Source organism: Xenorhabdus vietnamensis, from assembly GCF_002127535.1.
GTDB lineage: Bacteria > Pseudomonadota > Gammaproteobacteria > Enterobacterales > Enterobacteriaceae > Xenorhabdus > Xenorhabdus vietnamensis.
This window is the reverse complement of the sequence record NZ_MUBJ01000002.1, coordinates 310,883-328,621: the sequence shown is the minus strand read 5'-3', so window position 1 is coordinate 328,621 and position 17,739 is coordinate 310,883. Positions and strand designations below refer to the sequence as shown.

Below are 17,739 nucleotides of genomic sequence, written 5' to 3'. Positions count from 1 at the left end.
TTTCGACAGTCAGGTTGCCGATATCTTCAGACGGGATTTCAACTGACACTTTCTTCAATCATCCATCGGGGGAACTGACTCCCGTGGGGGGAACAGTTTCTCCGGTTTTTAAACTTAAAAATCAAAGGAAATTAACCATGGCAGAATGGGTCACTAATCAACTGGACGTCACCGGTAAATCCGTTTGTCTCGATGTGATGCAGCAATGGGTTTGTGGGGAAGAATTTCCCCGTTACCGTCAGGCGGTCTTGCAGAGTCTGCGCCTGTTTCTGGCGGGCTGTGCGGGGATACTTAAACCCACCAAACCCCTCACTTACACACCGTATCCGGAGCTGGTAAGGGGCATGGCAGCGCCGACCGCGCAGAATCTGGCGTTTGAACAGTGGCTGGCGTTGTTGCAGGACAATGTGCTGCTAACCACAGAAAACATGAAGCGGATTGACAGTATCTACCGCCAGTCGGGCTTAAGCCTGCTGCGCTGGGAGAATGTGCCGGCGTCAGCGCGTGACATGATTGCCCGCCTGCTGACCCGTCAGTATACCGACTGGTTTGGTGTGGTGGGCTGGTCTGATAATCTCGATATCGGCGCGTGCTGGGAGAAGCTGGCGGTTTACCCGACCTCGGCTCAGCCCTGCGATATGCTGATGATACGACCGACCCGGCTGGCTCCGGAGATTAACGGCAACAGTGGCTTATTAAAAGGAATGACCACCACAGCGCAGTGCTACGATGAGCACTATGGGCTGGAATGGCCGTTCGGTCATCATGTCCGCTGGGAACGGCGTAATGTCAGCAGCTTAACAGTACATTTTGACACGCCGTGGGTACCGCCTTCGGCGGAACTGATGGGCGGGCTGTCATCGGTGTTTGACTGTGAAATCCGCCACTGGTACAGCGAACCATCAGGCCAGTTAAAAGGCTATGATTGTTATGACCAGGGTGAGCATGTGGACAGTCATAACGGGCAGGTAGGACACGAAAACCGTCCGGCACTGTATCTGGTTGACGGAGACAAAACCGACATGCCACGGGCCTTACCGGCGATGGCCGTCGGGCAGTAATTTTTTGTTCAACGCAGTATCCACTTATCTTGACTTCAACCGAAAGGGGAAACACATTCTCCTTCCGGGGTGTGTTTTCCTTTTTGACTCTTATCAGGAAAACACGCCATGGCTTCTCGCCCTGACTACCAAAAAGACTTTATTTCGCTGTTTAAACAAACCGCCCGTTACCGTAACCGTTATCGGGTTTTTCAGGATTTTTGCAACTGTGCGATGGCGGCCATTCACAACAAATACTGTTTCAGTGAGGAACTGGAACAGTTCTATCTGAAAACCATCAACAAGTATGAACGGGAAGATATTGACCGGATTGTGGAACTTTTCTCAACTACCGTGCTGGCACTGGCGGAAGAACCCGGTGATTTTCTCGGCAGTGTGTTTATGCAACTGGAACTGGGCAATAAGGAACTTCAGCAATTCTTTACACCCTGGAGTGTTGCCAGAGTCATGGCACAATTGCAGTTGAATGAGGTGTCTGAATTGTTGCAGACCCGACCCTTTGTCACCTTCCACGAACCTTGCTGCGGTGCGGCCTGTATGATGTTGGCGGCTGCCGAGGTATTAAGGGAGCAGGGACATGATCCGTTGTCCAGTATGTGGGTGTCTGCGATTGATATCGACCCACTGGCGGCAGTGATGGCCTATATCCAGCTTTCCCTGACGGGTATTCCGGCGGCGGTCACGATCGGTGATGTGCTGAAGGATCCCGGCAGCCAACGAACCCGCTACACACCGGCCCATTATCTGGGCAATTGGTCACAGCGTTTGCAGGCCTATGAAAAAGCAGCCTGATTTCTGTTTTCATCTTCTTGATTTCACTACTGCGCCTTTCGGGGCGCTTTTTACGTTTAAGGGTAAGTCATACAAACAATTTTCATTTTCGCAAAAAGAGTTTCGCCTTGTTTCAGAGTGGGATTGACCGACACTGAGCCAAATTTGACAAGGAGAAAAGTGATGTTTACACGTTTTAAATCGCACTTTACCCGCTCGCCAGCATTACAGAAAAAATCATCAGGGCAAAAAACGAGCGGGGCCTGTGATAACGGGGACTATTTCCGGCCACAATCAGTGGAGGCGTTGCTGGCAACCCCCTTGCGCCATCAGTGCCTGCAACAATTGTGGCAAAACAGTACGCTGCCTGAAGGGTTGTATCAGCGTTTTTATCTCGCCCCGATTAAACAATTATTGGGCAGTGTTCAGCAGATACCTGCCTCTCCGGAAGGAAAATGGTCAGGCAGTGGCGGATTTGCTGACCTGACACTGCAATTTACCACTTGTGCCGTGCGGTTAGCGAAGGGACATTTGTTGCCGCCGGGTGTGGCACCGGAAACGCAGGCCGCACAGGGAGTTTTATGGCAGGCGGTGGTGTTCTGGGTGGCGTTGTTTTACCACCTGCCTTTGTTGCGGCAGCTCGAAGGGGAACTGGAAGACGGGCAGGTCTGGCAACCGGGCATCGGTATTCCCGACAAACCGTTTCGTTTCCGTTTCCGTGCACCGGAGAACATACCGTCGGCTCCGCAGGAAGTGTTGCTGGCTGCCTGTCTGTTACCGGAAAAAGCCATGATGTGGCTGGTGACTGTACCGGAAGTCTGGCACTGTCTGATGCAGCATCTTAACGGGCGTCCTTCCTCTGTCCCGCTGATAGAGGCATTGCTTCAGGCCGCTGCCGGGCAAGTTCAATCCCCTTTGCGGGGGAAACAGGCGGTTTCTCCGTCTCCGGCGAAGGAAGCGGCGTTCTCTGCCGAAGGCAATCCGGTACCGGAAATCACATCCTCGCCTCCTATCAGTGAAATCACAACCCCACCGGCACCTGTGTCTGACGATACCCTGACATTATTATCCTTATTTCAGTCACCGTATGCATCTTCTCTGCAAAATCAGAGAAAAAATCACCACGCCGACTCGAAACTGACCAAACGGTCAACACGGGAGAAAGAAAGTGTTGCCCCTGACAGTCACCTGCACTCATCATTTAAAGATAAATAATTCAAATGGTTATTTGTATTTTATTGCCGCGAATTGTTTTTGGACAGGAAACGGCAGGATGAGCCGAGGAAAAAATAACATGTTGCACACCGTAGACACCCTCAGTTGGGAAGAATTATTAGAAGAGTACTTTTTTTCACATATCCTGCGACCGGATACCGAATGGAGTTATCGCAAGGTCACACGGGGTTTTATCCGGTTTATGGGAGAAGCCGCATCACCGGCACAGGTTATTCACCGGGATGTGCTGCGGTGGCGGCGGCACCTTCTGGTGGAGAAAAAGCAGTCAAGCCATACCTGGAATAATAAGGTGGCTCATCTGCGGGCGATTTTTAATTTCGGTATGGAGCGAAAACTGCTGCCTCACACCGAAAACCCGTTTAACAACGCCGTGACTAAAAAAGAGAAGAAAAAGAAGAAGATTTTGAGTCAATCGCAGATAAACCGCATTAATCTGTTGATGGGCAAGTTTGCTGAGGAAGAAAGAGTCGAGATGCCCCCACGGGGAGGGCGTTGTGCCCTGTATCCGACCTGGTATTGGTCAACAGTACTGGCGACATTGCGTTTTACAGGAATGCGTCAGAACCAGTTACTGCACCTACGGCTGCGGGATATTAATCTGGACAGCAATTATATTGAACTGGGGCTGGAAGGCAGTAAAAACCACAGTGAATGGGAAATACCGATCATTCCGCCGCTTAAACGCCGGCTGACAAAATTAGTGGAAAGGGCAGTTGCTGCCGGTGCGAAAGCCCACGATCCGATTTTCGATCTCAGCCGGTTGAGTGTCCCGCACCCAAGCCGGCTTTCCCGTTACCAATACGATATCAACCGGGAAAAACAACAGCTCCGTTCTTTCTTTCGCCGGCTGTCCAAAGAGTGTGATTTTGCGGTCTCGCCTCACCGTTTTCGTCATACGTTGGCGACGACCCTGATGAAATCGCCGGATCGTAATCTGCCGCTGGTGAAACGCTTACTGGGGCACCGTAATGTGGCGACCACGATGGAATACATTGATCTTGATATGGAAGTGACGGGCAAAGCGCTGGAGCGGGAACTGGGGTTGTATACTGATTTTGTTGATGAGCATGCCGATGAGAATGAATAAAACGGCGTAAAAAAGACAGGGCAGGTCTCAGACAGGATTGAGGTGGAGGTGTGAGTGAACTGCCCTGCATCAATAGGGATGGTATGAAAAATGGCTAATATCGATCCGGCATCCCGTAAAGTTTTTCCCTTACTTGACATCAGAATCAATTACTGAAATCATTACCTTAAACGAGAAAATGGTAACTGTTAAAACAGCTACCCTGTTATCTTGTCTTAAATGTTCTTTTCAACTAAACAGTACAAATTGAACTGATTAGGATTTAACATTTAATTAACGATTGATTCTTTTTTGCGCTTTTGTCAGGGAATTTAACAACCTAGGACAAACCCGCATGGAAATTTGGTGCCCGGACTCGGAATCGAACCAAGGACACGGGGATTTTCAATCCCCTGCTCTACCGACTGAGCTATCCGGGCTAACGGGGCGCATTAAACCGTATTAAGCCTAATCCGTCAAATATTTTTTGCATAAATTTATTCGCATGTTCTTAAATTGCACAATAAGTTATAAATATAACCAAAGTGGAGAGAAAGTAGTCTCTCCATTTTGTTATTTAATGACCAAACTAATTTGTTACCAACTATCTGCGATAGCTTTTCTGGGCATTATTTACTTTCATTAAATAGCGACGTGATTCGGCAGAAGGATGCTTATTGGTCAGAGTTTCATAAATATTGCCCGGTTCCATTGAGTTGATGATCTGAGCCGCTTTTTTCCTGTCACTGGAGAATACGCGCAATACACTGCCTGCACCGCCATTATAAGCAGTGATAACAGCGTAGCGACGTGCGGTAGCGTTTTTGATTTCACCTAAATATGTATTTTGCAATATTGATAGATAGGCTGTACCAGCATCAATGTTGTTTTCAGGATCAAAGAGATAGCTGCGGCTAGGCTGGCCTGACTTTCCTTGCATTTTGAAAATATCTCGTCCGGCTGTGTGCTGCATTACCTGCATAAGTCCCAAGGCATCAGAACGGCTGACGGCATAAGGGTTAAAACTGGATTCAGTCTGAATGATGGCAAGGATCAGTGATTCATCAACGCCATATTTAATGGATGCTTTGCGAACTATAGGAAGGTATTTATGGGCGCGTTTATCTAAATGGTTAGGAACCAATTGCATGGTGACTGACCAAATGATGTGTAGCCCCGATTGGCGTTTTTGCAATTTATTCTGGACTAAATAATTGGCAAAGTGGTTTGCGCGCCATTCCCAGCGAATGGGTTCACCTGTGTTATCCAAAACCTGTCCATATAGAAATGGTTCTTTGCTGATCTGAATATCGTTAGCGTCCGAATAAAGGTCAATGGTTCCCGGATCGTCTCCCATTAGCAAAGTAGTAATGATCGCTTTGCGTAAATGTTCAGTGGGTTCAATTGGGGATATGGTTTCAATCGTGATGCTTCCCGCTTCAAAATTAATATGGCTGCGGGTTTTATATTGATCTGTGTATTTAACGTAATCTTTTGAGCCTGCGATTAAAACTTCCTGCAAACCCCAAATGTTTTCAATATTGTGAGCAAATTGTCCCATCAAAATATCGAAACCATTGGTATCTTTTACATATTCTTCGTTGTATTCAATGTCTTTTTTGCTAGAGCAGGAAATCAAAAGTGGGGCGAGGAGAATCAGAGCCAGCAGTCTTTTCATTTTACAATGCCGTAGGATATTAATGCTGTTGAATATTGAGATTTCGTTAATATTCAATGTTTAGAGCCATACAAAATGGCTCTTATTATGCCAATCGAGTAGTAATATTATTGTTCCGGTGGTGTATAACCATCGATTTGGATGTCATGTCCTTCAAACAGGAATTTTACCATTTCTTGTTCAAGCAGCTTGCGATCTTCTGGATTCATGGTGTTTAGTTTTTTTTCATTAATCAGCATGGTTTGTTTACCCATCCATTGCTGCCATGCTTCTTTAGAAATCTCATTGAAAATACGCTTGCCCAATTCTCCTGGATAGAGCTGAAAATCTTGGCCTTCGGCTTCTTGTTGTAAAAAAGTACAAAAAATGGTTCTGCTCATAATTAATCCTCAAAATAGTGGGCCAATTAACCCAATTGTTGCAAAAGGTACTCAACGGGAGCTGCCAATCCAATTGTTGCTGGCTGGCGTAAGTTATACCAAAGTCCTTTGTTTTCATCCATGCAGGAATCAAAAGATAAAATATCAATTCTAATGGGGACGATATCTAAATGAAAATGACTGAATGTATGGCGAAATGCCGTTAATTGTTCAAGTTTGCTGTGAGAGATGCCTGAATTCTCCAGCCACTTTTCCAGTGATTCCTGATTAGCAAATTGCGGGAAAGCAAATAAACCACCCCAAATACCAGAAAGTGGGCGCTGTTCCAGCCAAACAGTTTCGCCATGTTGCATTAATAAAAAATAGGCTGTTTTTTCAGGGATGCTTTGTTTCGGTTTTTTCCCCGGATAATTTGCCCAGCTATGATCGGCGTAAGCGGTACAACCTGCATTAAGTGGACAAATTTCACATTTTGGTTTGCTGCGGGTACAGACCATGGCACCCAAATCCATCATCGCCTGATTAAAAAACTCGACGCCTTGTTTGGGGGTAACACGTGTGCTGATATCCCATAATTGGTTCTCAACCTCTTTTTTTCCCGGCCATCCGTCAACGGCGTAACAGCGGGCTAAAACACGTTTCACGTTACCATCAAGAATAGGGAAATGCTTGCCTTGAGACAGTGAAAGAATGGCTCCGGCAGTTGAACGCCCTACGCCGGGCAAAGCAACAACATCATCAAATGTTGTCGGAAATTTGCCGTTGTGTAACGTTACAATCTGTTGTGCGGCTTTATGCAAATTACGGGCACGTGCGTAATATCCCAAACCTGTCCACAAATGGAGAATTTCGTCCAATGGGGCAGCAGCCAAAGAGGCAACATCGGGAAAACGTGAGATAAATTTTTGGAAATAGGGAATGACCGTCACGACTTGAGTTTGTTGCAGCATCACCTCTGAAAGCCAGACGTGATAGGATGTTTTTTCCAACTGCCACGGCAGAGTTTTGCGACCATAGCGGTGATACCACTCAAGTACCACCTGTGAAAATTGCTCAGCTTCCATCATTAGAATAATTGTCTTTATATCGGATTATTGTTTCGTGAACAGGATTGCAGCATAGTGTAACCTCAGTGTAAACCCGAACTTTGTTTCGAAGCGTTATGCAAACTCGTATTAAAGTTGTGCTTATGGGCACTGAATATGGACACTGAACTTGATAAACTCAGCCATCTTTGCATAATTGCGCTCTCTTTGGGCAATCCTGCGGTACATAAAATCCCAGACGCCTGAGCAAATGCTTTTAAAACTGACAAAAAGTACCATGATAAATAACGTAATTTCACCGGAATATGATAAAAATGGCAGGGCGTTGCGCCGTGTCCGCAGTTTTGTGCGTCGGCAGGGACGATTAACGAGTCGCCAGCAACAAGCACTTGATAATGTGTGGCCGAAGATGGGGGTGGACTATCAGGCAGAAATATCCAATATGGAAGTGCTTTTTGGTCGTGAAGCCCCTATTGTGCTGGAAATCGGTTTTGGGATGGGTACATCATTGGTTACGATGGCAAGCCAAAATCCAGAGAAAAACTTTTTTGGAATCGAAGTTCATGCACCGGGAGTAGGAGCATGTTTGGCATCCGCAGAAGAAGAGAAGCTCAGTAATCTGCGAGTGATGTGCCATGATGCCATTGAAGTGCTGAACAATATGATCCCAGATCAGAGTTTGGTGATGGTTCAACTTTTCTTCCCTGATCCATGGCATAAGGCCCGTCACAATAAACGAAGAATTGTGCAGCCTGAATTTGCTCAATTGATTAAAAGTAAGCTGAAAATCGGTGGTATCTTTCATATGGCAACCGACTGGCAGCCATATGCAGAACATATGCTGGAAGTGATGAGCGCTGCAGAAGGGTATCGCAACTTATCGGAAAACGGTGATTATGTGCTACGCCCTGATTCGCGCCCGGTCACGAAATTTGAGATGCGTGGTCAGCGGTTAGGTCATGGCGTATGGGATCTAATGTTTGAGAGGATAAAATAATGGCTAAAAACCGTAGTCGTCGTCTGCGTAAAAAATTGCGTATTAATGAGTTTCAGGAGTTGGGTTTTTCTGTAAAGTGGAATTTTCCGGCTGATACATCCGTTGAGGTTGTTGATAGTACCGTTGATATGTTGATTGAAGAGCTGATCGAGCCAAATGGCCTTGCTCTGGATGCCAGCGGTTATTTGCAATGGGAAGGTATTGTCTGCCTGCAAAAAATCGGCAAATGTACTGAAGAACATCGCCAATTGGTAGAGAAGTGGTTGAAAGATCGCGGTATGGAAGAAGTTATCACCTCAGAACTGTTTGATGTGTGGTGGGATTGATTCGCTGTTGTATAAAAAATAGCGCTGTATGCAGGGGCTCCTTGGGGAGCCCTGTTTGTCTGGAGATAAAGTGGTGAAGGTAAGGTTCTCTAATTCGTTATTGGCAGATATCTTAGAAGAAGTACGCCCTTTGATTGGCCAAGGAAAAGTAGCAGATTATATTCCTGCTCTGGCGGAAGTTCCGGTAAATAATTTGGCAATGGCCATTTGCACGGTAGATGGGCAGGTTTTTAAAGCGGGAGATGCAGAAAAACGCTTCTCTATCCAATCGATTTCTAAAGTGTTGAGCTTAACATTAGCAATGACACGTTATAAGGAAGAGGATATCTGGCAACGAGTAAGTACGGAACCTTCGGGGCAGCCATTTAATTCATTAGTGCAGTTGGAATTAGAAAAGGGAATTCCTCGCAATCCGTTTATTAATGCGGGTGCATTGATTATTTGCGATATGCTGCAATCACGTTTGAGTGCACCTAAGCATAGGATGCTGGAGTTTGTCCGCAGCCTTACTGGACAAAAAGATATTTGCTACGATGATGTTGTTGCCCGTTCAGAAATGGAACATTCCAGTCGTAATGCTGCGATAGCTTACCTGATGAAATCATTCGATAATTTTGAGAATGATGTTATTACGGTTCTGCAAACGTATTTCCAATATTGTTCCTTGAAAATGAATTGTGTTGAATTGGCTCAGTGTTTTATTTATTTAGCCAACCAAGGACGCATGATCAGTTCAGGCCAACAAATTTTGAGCCTTCGACAAACTCGCCAGATTAATGCGCTTATGTTGACGTGCGGTATGTACGATGGTTCTGGAGAATTCGCTTTCAGAATCGGTATGCCGGGAAAATCGGGTGTTGGTGGGGGAATTATTTGTGTTGTTCCGGGGGAATTCACCGTTGCGGTGTGGTCTCCTGAATTGGATAAATCCGGTAACTCATTGGCGGGTTGTGCGGCACTGGAAAAATTGGCTGGACGTATTGGACGTTCTATTTTTTAATTTTGCCCGTGCTGATGAAAAGCTATTACATAAAAGAAATACGCAAAAAAAATCAGGAGTACATATGTTTCGCAGAATCACGATTGCTGCATTATTATTTGCGTCTCAGGTAGTTATTACTCAGGCACAGGCGGGTTCTGAATGTCATGCCACTCTTAATGATGACATTATTGTCACACCAAACTCTGTGCAGATTGCAGGGGCGAGCGGAAGCATGAAAATCTTGCCTGATGGTTCCATAGCTCGTGATGGTAAAACGTTATTATTGAGTACAGAACAACGTAACAAAGCCCTGCAATATCAACAGACGGTTCGTCAGGATTTGCCTTGGGTGAAGAAAGAAGCACTGAGTCATTTGGCGAGCGCACGCCAGTCGCTGGATAAAGTGGTTATTGAAACGATGGGCAAGGAAAGTAATATTCGTAACCGCTTATCTCAATTGGAATCTGGTCTCCATAAGCAAATTGATAAAGTGATTGAAACTCGTGCTAATGGTTTTGCATTCAATGCTCAGGCTGTTAAACAGGTCGAATCTGAAGGCAAAAAACTTATCGAGCAGAGCCTTGGCGGCATTTTGCAGGATAGCATTAACGAAATGAGCCGTAAAAATAGCAATCAGAATGGTGACGGCAAACAGATGTTAATGTCCCTCCTTGGTGGATTGGGCGGAATGCAAAATGGTTTCGAAGCTGAATGGAAGAAACAGGAACAAGAGTTAAAGCACTTAAAAGAGGAAGTGTGTAGCAAAGCCAGTAAATTAGAACAACAGCGCATTAGTCTTATGAGTTCTATTAAGTAAATCACAGTATGCCAATCCAAGAGGAATCATTAATAAATTGATTTTTCTTGATTTATTTTGAGAGAAATATTCTCTTACAAAGCAAGGTATTCAGAAACAAGCCGGGCTGGATGCCCGGCGACAGTTAAGTTGAATATACTTCAGAAGCTAAGGCAGCTAATTCACCTGACAAAAATAGGAAACTGTCACGGGCGATAGCCGACAAAAACTGCACGCGACAACCTTTGTTCAACTGAAATTAATTGAGTGGTGGACAAGAATTTCTGCATATTATTAAACGCTTCGTCACCTTCCATTGCGGTAAGCTGTTCCTTGCGCTTTTCACGCGCGACACGCCAGCGTTCACTCAGCTCAACAACGCTTTGTGTGAGATCTTCTTGCATTTCAAGGCAAAGACCAGCTTCTTTGATCAAACGCTCGTTCAATCCGACCGGACTATAGAGGAAATAACCCGGCGTACCCCGCAACATAATCTCTTCTTTACTGAGCATACCCGTTACCAATGTGGGGTCGGTATACAAAAAACGTCCACCTGGTTTCAGTAGCCGATACCATTCGCGCAGCAGGGCTAACCGATCCCAAATATGAATCACGGAGTCGATACACCATAATGCGTCAAAAGTACCATCAGGAAATGGCAAAGGCTGGCGAACATCACTGTCAACAAAGTTGCAGCGGGATTGCAGCTCGAAATCTACCGCAAGTTGTCTGGCAGTAAGAAGGCCATCAGGGTGAATGTCGACTCCCGTCACCCTACAACCGTTGGTTTTTGCCAGAAACAGTGCCGGCCCGCCAGAACCGCTACATACATCCAACACATGCGAGCGATCGGATAGTTTAAGCCATTGCGAAAACTTTCTAAATTCATCAACAGAGGACCAGTTGTTTTGTCCCAAATCTTCTCCATAGGTTTCTTTGCGCACTTCGGAAATGGCTGTGGAAGAAAAACTTCCAAAAGCTCGCTCATAAAAACCAGAACTTGGGGAAGAGGTCTGCATGGTCATGGATAGTTCTCCTAACGAATTGAATTTAACCGGAAGACGAGATGTTCGATTGCGGTATCTAATGCATCATTGTCAAGATCCGGACTTAGGCAAAAACGGACTGATGAACCGGCTTGAGCAGCACTTAAACCGACAGTTGTGAGAACGTATGAGGGTTGTAATTCTGTGGAGTTGCAAGCAGATCCTGACGATATAGCTACTTGATGCAAACCAGAGATGAGTGCTTCCGAAGCAATACCTTCAAATCGTATGTTCACGACATAGGGTGAACTGCAAGAAAGATCTGTGTTTAACACAGCATTTGGTACTTTTTGCAGAAGACGGGTCACAAAATGGTCTCTTAGTGCCGTGACTTTTGTTTTATGTTGAATAAGATTTGACTGAGCCATCTGACACGCAAGACCGAACCCTACAATCAACGGTGTTGGTAAAGTGCCGCTACGCAAATGATTCTGGCCGCCACCATAGATAAAAGGCCTCAAATGTTTTGTGATGCGTGAATCGACAAAGAGCGCCCCGATTCCTTTCGGCCCCCGCAGTTTATGGGCGGAAAGTGATAATAAGTCAACCCCGGTGTCTTTAACATTCAAGGGAAGTTTTCCGACGGACTGAACTGCATCTACATGTAGCCAAGTTCCTGATCGGCGTGTGATCGCAGCTATTTCATCTATCGGCTGAATCGTACCTAGTTCAGAATTCACATGAGCAACACTGATAATACGAGTGTCAGCTGTCAATTTGGTCATGACATCTTCTGGTTGTACTCGACCATTAGCGGCAACAGGGAGGTAGTCGATAGCAAGCTCCCGGCGAGCTAATTCTTTACCAACATGCAGCACAGATTTATGGTCAATGGGGCAAAGCAGTGCTCCCGCAGGAGCACGTTCGTTGTGGGCAAAACTTGAAAAAAGCGCGATATTATTGGCTTCTGTAGCACCCGATGTAAAAACAATTTCTTCTGGGCGAGCACCGATGAGCGATGCAATTTGCTGAGTTGCACACTCGACAGCATATCGGGCACGACGCCCCATCACATGAGAAGAAGACGGGTTACCAAATTCATTGTCCATGTAAGACCGCATGATATCAGCAACTTCTGGAAAACACGGCGTTGTGGCACAGTGGTCCAGATAGATGATGCCATTAGCGTTTTCATTGACATTCATAACAACTCTCCGTCAAGAAGTGAAAACCTCAACGTTAACGAGCTTCGAAAAGATCTCTTCTGGTTGCATTTCTCCGCTTCCTCCTGGATCTGCGACGATGACCTTCATGCCAGACAGTCCATATAGGGAGAGAGCTGTACTTACTCCTGTTTTGACGGGTTGGAAACACTCTCCGGGGGCAAAGATAACCAGAAGACGATGCTGCGCCTTATAGACCTCAGCTATCATTTCGGTAATTTCTCCTGCACATCCGGTAACGCCACAGGTAATGAGAGGTCTATAGTCGCCGTTTTCATCCACAAGGGAGACTTCGGTGCCGGCATTCGGGCCACTATCAAGAACGCGACGTTCTAAGCGTCCGGCTTTGACTAACTTATCGGCGCTTTTTTGGAACCGATATTTCAGCCAGGTTTCCGGATAAGCAATGGGATGCTTTCGGCTTGCAAGTATGTTTTGCTCAGAAAATTGCCCACTACGCTCTAAGACAGATTTGTACGAAGCCGGAAGTTTGTTGAATTGCTCATAGAAGGCTTGTCTTAATTCGGATGCAGATCCGCTGTCGTGCGAAACATATTGCCAATCATTAATGAGTAACAGAAATTTGATTGCGTCGAATTTCTGCTCAAGCTGCTCTGCAACCCGAACACCAAGTTCCCAGCTATATCCCGGAAAAATACCTACACGTCGCGCGATTCTTTCGCGCATGGGTGAGGTATTTTCTTCAATAATCCCCGGAACAAGACACTTTTGTTCTTCGTCAAGGAAAAGCATGAAATGCCCTCCCATAATAACGAGATCAGTATGTGATGTGTCAGTTACTTCGGTAAGAATCAGCTCGAGTAGTTCCGCTTCGGATTGAACCAGACGGTGGCTGTTTGTCATATTGAGTTGTTGCATATGTGCCTATATTTTATTTATTAGTAACTTAAAGGCTGTGCTATAGCTTTGAAAACTGAATGAACAGTTTCAACTTTTTTTCGTAGATCACCGAATTTCACTCACTATGCACACTATTTTCCTACAACTTCAGCAATTATCTATCAGGAAGATAATTATTCATATATTTGCATATAACTAATTAGCTAACAATTAAATGAATATATTATTAGTATTATTTCTATAATATTTTTTATTGCATGATTTCATATAATAATTGCTAGGTTATTAATCTAGAAGTAAATACGGTTGTATTCCTTTTGAGTAATCCATTCGGCGCTTTTAATTTATAGATTATTAACCGAGTTTTATAACCTTTATTATGCTAATCAGATATATATGTTAATGGTTCTAAAGTTCTTAATATGTAATTTTAAATCAGAGTTATTTCGTATATTAAATTAATAAAAATTCGGATGTATTTATTAATGAAATTATTTCATTTCAACAATATTCTATCTGTAGTTTTTATTTGTAATTTCCATTTATAGCGATGCGGATTTCTTACCTGATATGGCATTTATGGGTTTTGGCATTAAGGCAAAGTTGTCCACACTTGGTTGGCAAGACATGTACAGTTAAGTGTAATTCTGAGGATAACTTGGTCGCTTTTGAAGCAAATAAGAATCAATATGAAATTGATTCTTATTTTATTGACATATTGATGTTGCTACCTAGAATGCAAGTCATCTTTTACTAATAGGTTCAATTTAGGTGTAACAATGAAAAAAATCCTGCCAATTGTCATTGCATCATTACTTTCTGTCACCAGTTACTCTGTATTCAGTCAATCTTCAGAATTATTTGCACCGAATTCAATAACAGCTCAGTTTGGTGATTATGTCACGGTAAAGCATCTTTCCGGTGAAACTCAGGTTAAAAAAAATCCAAAGCGGGTTGTTCTGTTTGATTTCGGAACTTATGATTCAATGGCGAAATTAGGGTTATCTGATCGAGTGATTGCGCTCCCAATCAATAATTTGCCCGAATATGTACGTAATGGCGTGCCTGCAAATATGCATAATGCCGGGGGAATGAAAGAGCCGAATTTGGAAAAGTTAGCTGAAATAAAACCAGATTTGATTGTTATTACAGGGCGTCAGGGATCTTTTTATGATCGTTTGTCACAAATTGCACCAACCGTGGATTTAAGCACAGACAGTAAAAATTATCTGCTATCCGTTGATAGTAATCTTAAATTATTAGGCGAATTGTTTAATAAGCAGGAAACTGTTAAAACCCAATCTGCTGATTTGGAGAAAACTATTGCATCCGCACAGGAAAAAGCGAAGGCAGCGAATAGCAAGGTATTGGTACTACTGCACAATGCTGGCGAATTATACCCAAATAATCAACCCATTGTTTACAACGTAATTAAAGCGCCTCGTGCTGTATTACCGGCTAAATCAGACACAGACAAAAGTCGTTCTGTGACGGCAAACATGATTGCACAAGCAAATCCTGATGTGATTTTTATTATCGATCGTAGTAAAGCAATTGGTGCAGGTAAGTTGGAAAAAGCTCAGTTTGAAAATGATCAGGTCAAATCAACCAATGCCTATAAAAACGGTAAGATTGTGTACTTACAGTCTGATCTCTGGTACTTGTCTGGTGGCGGTTTGGACAGTATGACGCAACAGATCAATGCAATTGCTGATGCATTGTAATTTCGCTAATTAATATTTATTTTCCCTGAAATTACTCCGAAACTTAACTATCTGGATTTCGGGGTAATTTTTTATTTTTCTATTGTTAATAAATAATAGGAAAGCAAAGGACAATAAAAATCATTCTTGCAGAATATTTAGAAACTGAGTTTTCCGTAAGAGAATACAAGGAAAAGATACATCATCAAAATATCTTCGCGACTCACTTATTGTTCCTAAATTGAAACAATCAGGCAAAATCATGGCTTAGTCTTGCAGCAGAGAAAAACTGCGCTAGGATGTTTTAAAAGGCATTGAATGGGGACACAAGCATGATTATCAGTTCAGTTGAATTTAAGAATAATGACTTCTTGAAAAAAGAGCATGAATTTAATGAATTTGGTGGTAATGGTGATAGCCGTTCCCCCGAACTCGCTTGGGCAGAAGCACCAGCCGAAACTAAAAGTTTTGCTATTACTGTCTATGATCCTGATGCACCGACAGGCAGTGGTTTCTGGCACTGGGTCGCTTTTGATATCCCCACTGAAACTCAATTCTTACCTGCGAATGCAGGACAAAGTGATGGTAGCAAATTACCAATCGGTACGGTTCAGAGCAGAAATGATTATGGCCTGATCGGTTTCGATGGCCCTTGCCCGCCTGTCGGTGATAAAGCGCATCGCTATATTTTCACAGTGCATGCCTTATCGGTGGAAAAACTGGGAGTTGATGCTGAAACAACAAACGCCGTTGCGCGTTTTATGATCCAAGCCAATACCTTGGCAACAGCTTCTATTACCGGTTACTACCAGCGTTAATTGATTAATAATTCTTCCGTTTCCAGTAGAGGGTATCAATATGAGCAGCAAAAAAATTCAATGGAATAATGGGTTACAGCAGGAAGCGGTAGAGATCCTCTCTAATGACGGAGGAATGATCGTCTGCCCAACCAAAGTTGGCTACATTATCATGACATCTGATGCGCAAGGTCTGGAGCGCAAATTCGAAGCTAAGCTGCGTAATCGCAACAAGCCGGGTGTTGTTTTATGTGGATCTTTGGAACAGTTGAAAGAGCTGGCTCAGCTTAACGCGGAAATTGAAGAGCTTTATCAAAGACATTGGGATGAAGATGTATTGTTAGGTTGTATTTTGCCGTGGAAAGAAGAAGCAGTATCCCGTATCCCAGATGATGGTTCTAAAGATTTGATGATGGATCAACGTGGTACGAGCTGTTTCGTGATTAAATTTGGTAAACCGGGTGAAATATTGGCAAAAGAACTTTGGGAAAAATATGGTAAGTTTTCTTTTGCCAGTTCAGCTAATCCATCAGGTAAGGGTAATCGTGGATTGGTTGAATGTATCGGTGAAAGGATAGAAGAACGGGCTGATTTAATTATCTCTGCCAATGACTACGTTAAATCTATCCAACCAAATGAATCCGAGCAAACCCGTTATGAACAAGGTGTTATGGTTTCAATGGTAGATGAAAATGGTAAATTAATTCCCCTGCAAAAAGGCCAGCGCGATATTGCTCCGTGTCCGGTATTAATTCGCAAGGGGTTGGATGTAAATAAAATCATGGCGATGATGTCCGATATTTTCACGACTTGGGATTACCGCCACGGTAATTATTATTGACCTTTCTTATAGGTTATATCTTTCTTTGGCGGGTGCTAGTTGTACCCGCATCGTTTTCTATCATTACGATTGTTTTCCTCTTTCCAAATCGTGCTTTAGCTTGCGTTGCAAAGAATTTGCAAACTGTTGCACACGCGAAGATAGCGTATTTTCTGATTTAAACAGTATCCATGCTTGATAAATATCCATCTCCCATTCAGAGAGGAGCCGCACTAACTTTCCTTCTGCCACCGCTTCATGAGTAACGTAGTCGGGTAGATAAGCAATACCAGCACCCGTCAGAGCAGAACTCATTAATGCCATACTGTTATTAATGCGGAATCTGCTGCGTACTTCAATATCCAACTTATTTCTCTCTTTACGGAACGGCAGGGAGATGGTATGTGCAGGGCCACGAAATAGAAGGTAATCATAGCGAGGGAGATCTTCAGGCTTTTCTATTGGCGAAAACTGGCTGATGTAGTCTGGTGTCGCGTAAAGCCCCCAGGTAATATCAATCAAAGGCATGACAAGTGGATATTGTGGGGTTTCGCGCCCGATGCTGATAACAATATCGTATTGATCTTCTTCCATATTAATCGTTCTGTCAGTCAGTTCCAGATCTACGCTGATGTGAATATTTCCAGCGATAAAACTATTCAGGGCGGGAACAATACATTGACTGCCAAAGGATACCGGAGCAATCAAGCGCAAACTTCCCATCGGTTCTTCATGGAAATTACGTATAAAATGTTCGGCATTTTGGGCTTCGGTAAGAATTCGGTGACAGTATTGGTAATAACTCATCCCGACTTCTGTCACTTGAATTTTGCGCGTCGTACGGTTGAGTAATTGGGTACCTAATCTTACTTCCAATTGTGCAATCTCGCGGCTGACAGAAGACTTGGAAAGTCTTAACGATCTTGCAGCTTCGGTAAAGCTCAGTGTCTCTACGACACGGGCAAAGACCACCATTGAGGTAAGATTCTCAATATTATTCATGCAATAAC

General features: G+C 44.1%; 18 protein-coding genes and 1 tRNA gene. 11 read left to right on the top strand and 8 right to left on the bottom strand.

Annotated features, from left to right (window positions below; all coding sequences use genetic code 11):
• Positions 1 to 137 precede the first annotated feature (137 nt).
• The 4 genes from Xvie_RS03650 (at position 138) to Xvie_RS03635 (ending at position 4,155) form a co-directional block, all read left to right on the top strand.
• Positions 138 to 1,061 (top strand): DUF1281 domain-containing protein, encoded by a 924-nt coding sequence (locus tag Xvie_RS03650; RefSeq protein ID WP_086108001.1) that lies wholly within the window; start codon positions 138 to 140, stop codon positions 1,059 to 1,061.
• 108 nt (positions 1,062 to 1,169) lie between these two features.
• Positions 1,170 to 1,853: an N-6 DNA methylase gene (locus Xvie_RS03645; RefSeq protein WP_086108000.1), complete on the top strand. Its 684-nt coding sequence runs from the start codon at positions 1,170 to 1,172 to the stop codon at positions 1,851 to 1,853.
• Between the two features lie 162 nt (positions 1,854 to 2,015).
• Positions 2,016 to 3,047, top strand: coding sequence for a TraI domain-containing protein (locus Xvie_RS03640; protein WP_086107999.1), 1,032 nt, complete (start codon positions 2,016 to 2,018; stop codon positions 3,045 to 3,047).
• Positions 3,048 to 3,105: 58 nt separating this feature from the next.
• Positions 3,106 to 4,155 (top strand): tyrosine-type recombinase/integrase, encoded by a 1,050-nt coding sequence (locus Xvie_RS03635; RefSeq protein WP_422645942.1) that lies wholly within the window; start codon positions 3,106 to 3,108, stop codon positions 4,153 to 4,155.
• Between the two features lie 343 nt (positions 4,156 to 4,498).
• Here Xvie_RS03635 and Xvie_RS03630 read toward each other — a convergent pair.
• From Xvie_RS03630 to mutY, 4 genes are all read right to left on the bottom strand, one after another.
• Positions 4,499 to 4,574 (bottom strand) — tRNA-Phe (locus tag Xvie_RS03630).
• Positions 4,575 to 4,738: 164 nt separating this feature from the next.
• Positions 4,739 to 5,812 carry a membrane-bound lytic murein transglycosylase MltC gene (gene mltC / locus Xvie_RS03625; RefSeq protein WP_086107998.1) on the bottom strand — a complete coding sequence of 358 codons (1,074 nt, stop codon included), beginning with the start codon at positions 5,810 to 5,812 and terminating at the stop codon, positions 4,739 to 4,741.
• Between the two features lie 107 nt (positions 5,813 to 5,919).
• On the bottom strand, positions 5,920 to 6,192 hold the full coding sequence (locus tag Xvie_RS03620; RefSeq protein ID WP_086107997.1) for an oxidative damage protection protein: 273 nt from the start codon (positions 6,190 to 6,192) through the stop codon (positions 5,920 to 5,922).
• 26 nt (positions 6,193 to 6,218) lie between these two features.
• On the bottom strand, positions 6,219 to 7,259 hold the full coding sequence (mutY, locus tag Xvie_RS03615; protein ID WP_086107996.1) for an A/G-specific adenine glycosylase: 1,041 nt from the start codon (positions 7,257 to 7,259) through the stop codon (positions 6,219 to 6,221).
• A gap of 256 nt (positions 7,260 to 7,515) precedes the next feature.
• Here mutY and trmB point away from each other — a divergent pair, with 256 nt between their 5' ends.
• The 4 genes from trmB to Xvie_RS03595 all read left to right on the top strand — a co-directional run bounded on the left by trmB (position 7,516) and on the right by Xvie_RS03595 (position 10,360).
• On the top strand, positions 7,516 to 8,235 hold the full coding sequence (trmB, locus tag Xvie_RS03610) for a tRNA (guanosine(46)-N7)-methyltransferase TrmB (protein ID WP_086108077.1): 720 nt from the start codon (positions 7,516 to 7,518) through the stop codon (positions 8,233 to 8,235).
• Positions 8,235 to 8,561: a YggL family protein gene (locus tag Xvie_RS03605; protein ID WP_086107995.1), complete on the top strand. Its 327-nt coding sequence runs from the start codon at positions 8,235 to 8,237 to the stop codon at positions 8,559 to 8,561. The genes trmB and Xvie_RS03605 overlap by 1 nt, the downstream gene beginning before the upstream one ends.
• 28 nt (positions 8,562 to 8,589) lie before the next feature.
• On the top strand, positions 8,590 to 9,561 hold the full coding sequence (gene glsB, locus Xvie_RS03600; RefSeq protein ID WP_086107994.1) for a glutaminase B: 972 nt from the start codon (positions 8,590 to 8,592) through the stop codon (positions 9,559 to 9,561).
• Positions 9,562 to 9,625: 64 nt separating this feature from the next.
• Positions 9,626 to 10,360: a DUF2884 family protein gene (locus tag Xvie_RS03595; protein ID WP_086107993.1), complete on the top strand. Its 735-nt coding sequence runs from the start codon at positions 9,626 to 9,628 to the stop codon at positions 10,358 to 10,360.
• Positions 10,361 to 10,545: 185 nt separating this feature from the next.
• Here Xvie_RS03595 and Xvie_RS03590 read toward each other — a convergent pair whose 3' ends face one another.
• Genes Xvie_RS03590 through Xvie_RS03580 form a run of 3 tightly spaced genes read right to left on the bottom strand, consistent with a single transcriptional unit; the run spans position 10,546 to position 13,427 of the window.
• Positions 10,546 to 11,364, bottom strand: a complete 819-nt coding sequence (locus Xvie_RS03590; protein ID WP_086107992.1) for a class I SAM-dependent methyltransferase — start codon at positions 11,362 to 11,364, stop codon at positions 10,546 to 10,548.
• A gap of 11 nt (positions 11,365 to 11,375) precedes the next feature.
• Positions 11,376 to 12,530 carry a cysteine desulfurase family protein gene (locus Xvie_RS03585; protein ID WP_086107991.1) on the bottom strand — a complete coding sequence of 385 codons (1,155 nt, stop codon included), beginning with the start codon at positions 12,528 to 12,530 and terminating at the stop codon, positions 11,376 to 11,378.
• A 12-nt stretch (positions 12,531 to 12,542) separates the two neighbouring features.
• Entirely contained in the window at positions 12,543 to 13,427 is an 885-nt protein-coding gene (locus Xvie_RS03580) for an LPD16 domain-containing protein (RefSeq protein WP_086107990.1), read from the bottom strand.
• Positions 13,428 to 14,188: 761 nt separating this feature from the next.
• Between Xvie_RS03580 and Xvie_RS03575 the strand changes: the two genes are divergently transcribed.
• The 3 genes from Xvie_RS03575 to Xvie_RS03565 all read left to right on the top strand — a co-directional run bounded on the left by Xvie_RS03575 (position 14,189) and on the right by Xvie_RS03565 (position 16,750).
• On the top strand, positions 14,189 to 15,133 hold the full coding sequence (locus Xvie_RS03575) for a siderophore ABC transporter substrate-binding protein (RefSeq protein ID WP_086107989.1): 945 nt from the start codon (positions 14,189 to 14,191) through the stop codon (positions 15,131 to 15,133).
• Positions 15,134 to 15,444: 311 nt separating this feature from the next.
• On the top strand, positions 15,445 to 15,930 hold the full coding sequence (locus Xvie_RS03570) for a YbhB/YbcL family Raf kinase inhibitor-like protein (protein WP_086107988.1): 486 nt from the start codon (positions 15,445 to 15,447) through the stop codon (positions 15,928 to 15,930).
• A 40-nt stretch (positions 15,931 to 15,970) separates the two neighbouring features.
• Positions 15,971 to 16,750 (top strand): L-threonylcarbamoyladenylate synthase, encoded by a 780-nt coding sequence (locus Xvie_RS03565; protein WP_086107987.1) that lies wholly within the window; start codon positions 15,971 to 15,973, stop codon positions 16,748 to 16,750.
• Positions 16,751 to 16,813: 63 nt separating this feature from the next.
• Here the strand turns inward: Xvie_RS03565 and Xvie_RS03560 are convergent, their stop codons facing one another.
• Positions 16,814 to 17,731, bottom strand: coding sequence for a LysR family transcriptional regulator (locus tag Xvie_RS03560; RefSeq protein ID WP_086107986.1), 918 nt, complete (start codon positions 17,729 to 17,731; stop codon positions 16,814 to 16,816).
• Positions 17,732 to 17,739: the final 8 nt, after the last annotated feature.

What these genes read in the sequence shown, in the direction of transcription:
- Xvie_RS03650 (WP_086108001.1), top strand. Translation starts at nt 138, where the DNA reads ATGGCAGAATGGGTCACTAATCAACTGGACGTCACCGGTAAATCCGTT.
- Xvie_RS03645 (WP_086108000.1), top strand. Translation starts at nt 1,170, where the DNA reads ATGGCTTCTCGCCCTGACTACCAAAAAGACTTTATTTCGCTGTTTAAA.
- Xvie_RS03640 (WP_086107999.1), top strand. Translation starts at nt 2,016, where the DNA reads ATGTTTACACGTTTTAAATCGCACTTTACCCGCTCGCCAGCATTACAG.
- Xvie_RS03635 (WP_422645942.1), top strand. Translation starts at nt 3,106, where the DNA reads ATGAGCCGAGGAAAAAATAACATGTTGCACACCGTAGACACCCTCAGT.
- mltC (WP_086107998.1), bottom strand. Translation starts at nt 5,812, where the DNA reads ATGAAAAGACTGCTGGCTCTGATTCTCCTCGCCCCACTTTTGATTTCC.
- Xvie_RS03620 (WP_086107997.1), bottom strand. Translation starts at nt 6,192, where the DNA reads ATGAGCAGAACCATTTTTTGTACTTTTTTACAACAAGAAGCCGAAGGC.
- mutY (WP_086107996.1), bottom strand. Translation starts at nt 7,259, where the DNA reads ATGATGGAAGCTGAGCAATTTTCACAGGTGGTACTTGAGTGGTATCAC.
- trmB (WP_086108077.1), top strand. Translation starts at nt 7,516, where the DNA reads ATGATAAATAACGTAATTTCACCGGAATATGATAAAAATGGCAGGGCG.
- Xvie_RS03605 (WP_086107995.1), top strand. Translation starts at nt 8,235, where the DNA reads ATGGCTAAAAACCGTAGTCGTCGTCTGCGTAAAAAATTGCGTATTAAT.
- glsB (WP_086107994.1), top strand. Translation starts at nt 8,590, where the DNA reads ATGCAGGGGCTCCTTGGGGAGCCCTGTTTGTCTGGAGATAAAGTGGTG.
- Xvie_RS03595 (WP_086107993.1), top strand. Translation starts at nt 9,626, where the DNA reads ATGTTTCGCAGAATCACGATTGCTGCATTATTATTTGCGTCTCAGGTA.
- Xvie_RS03590 (WP_086107992.1), bottom strand. Translation starts at nt 11,364, where the DNA reads ATGACCATGCAGACCTCTTCCCCAAGTTCTGGTTTTTATGAGCGAGCT.
- Xvie_RS03585 (WP_086107991.1), bottom strand. Translation starts at nt 12,530, where the DNA reads ATGAATGTCAATGAAAACGCTAATGGCATCATCTATCTGGACCACTGT.
- Xvie_RS03580 (WP_086107990.1), bottom strand. Translation starts at nt 13,427, where the DNA reads ATGCAACAACTCAATATGACAAACAGCCACCGTCTGGTTCAATCCGAA.
- Xvie_RS03575 (WP_086107989.1), top strand. Translation starts at nt 14,189, where the DNA reads ATGAAAAAAATCCTGCCAATTGTCATTGCATCATTACTTTCTGTCACC.
- Xvie_RS03570 (WP_086107988.1), top strand. Translation starts at nt 15,445, where the DNA reads ATGATTATCAGTTCAGTTGAATTTAAGAATAATGACTTCTTGAAAAAA.
- Xvie_RS03565 (WP_086107987.1), top strand. Translation starts at nt 15,971, where the DNA reads ATGAGCAGCAAAAAAATTCAATGGAATAATGGGTTACAGCAGGAAGCG.
- Xvie_RS03560 (WP_086107986.1), bottom strand. Translation starts at nt 17,731, where the DNA reads ATGAATAATATTGAGAATCTTACCTCAATGGTGGTCTTTGCCCGTGTC.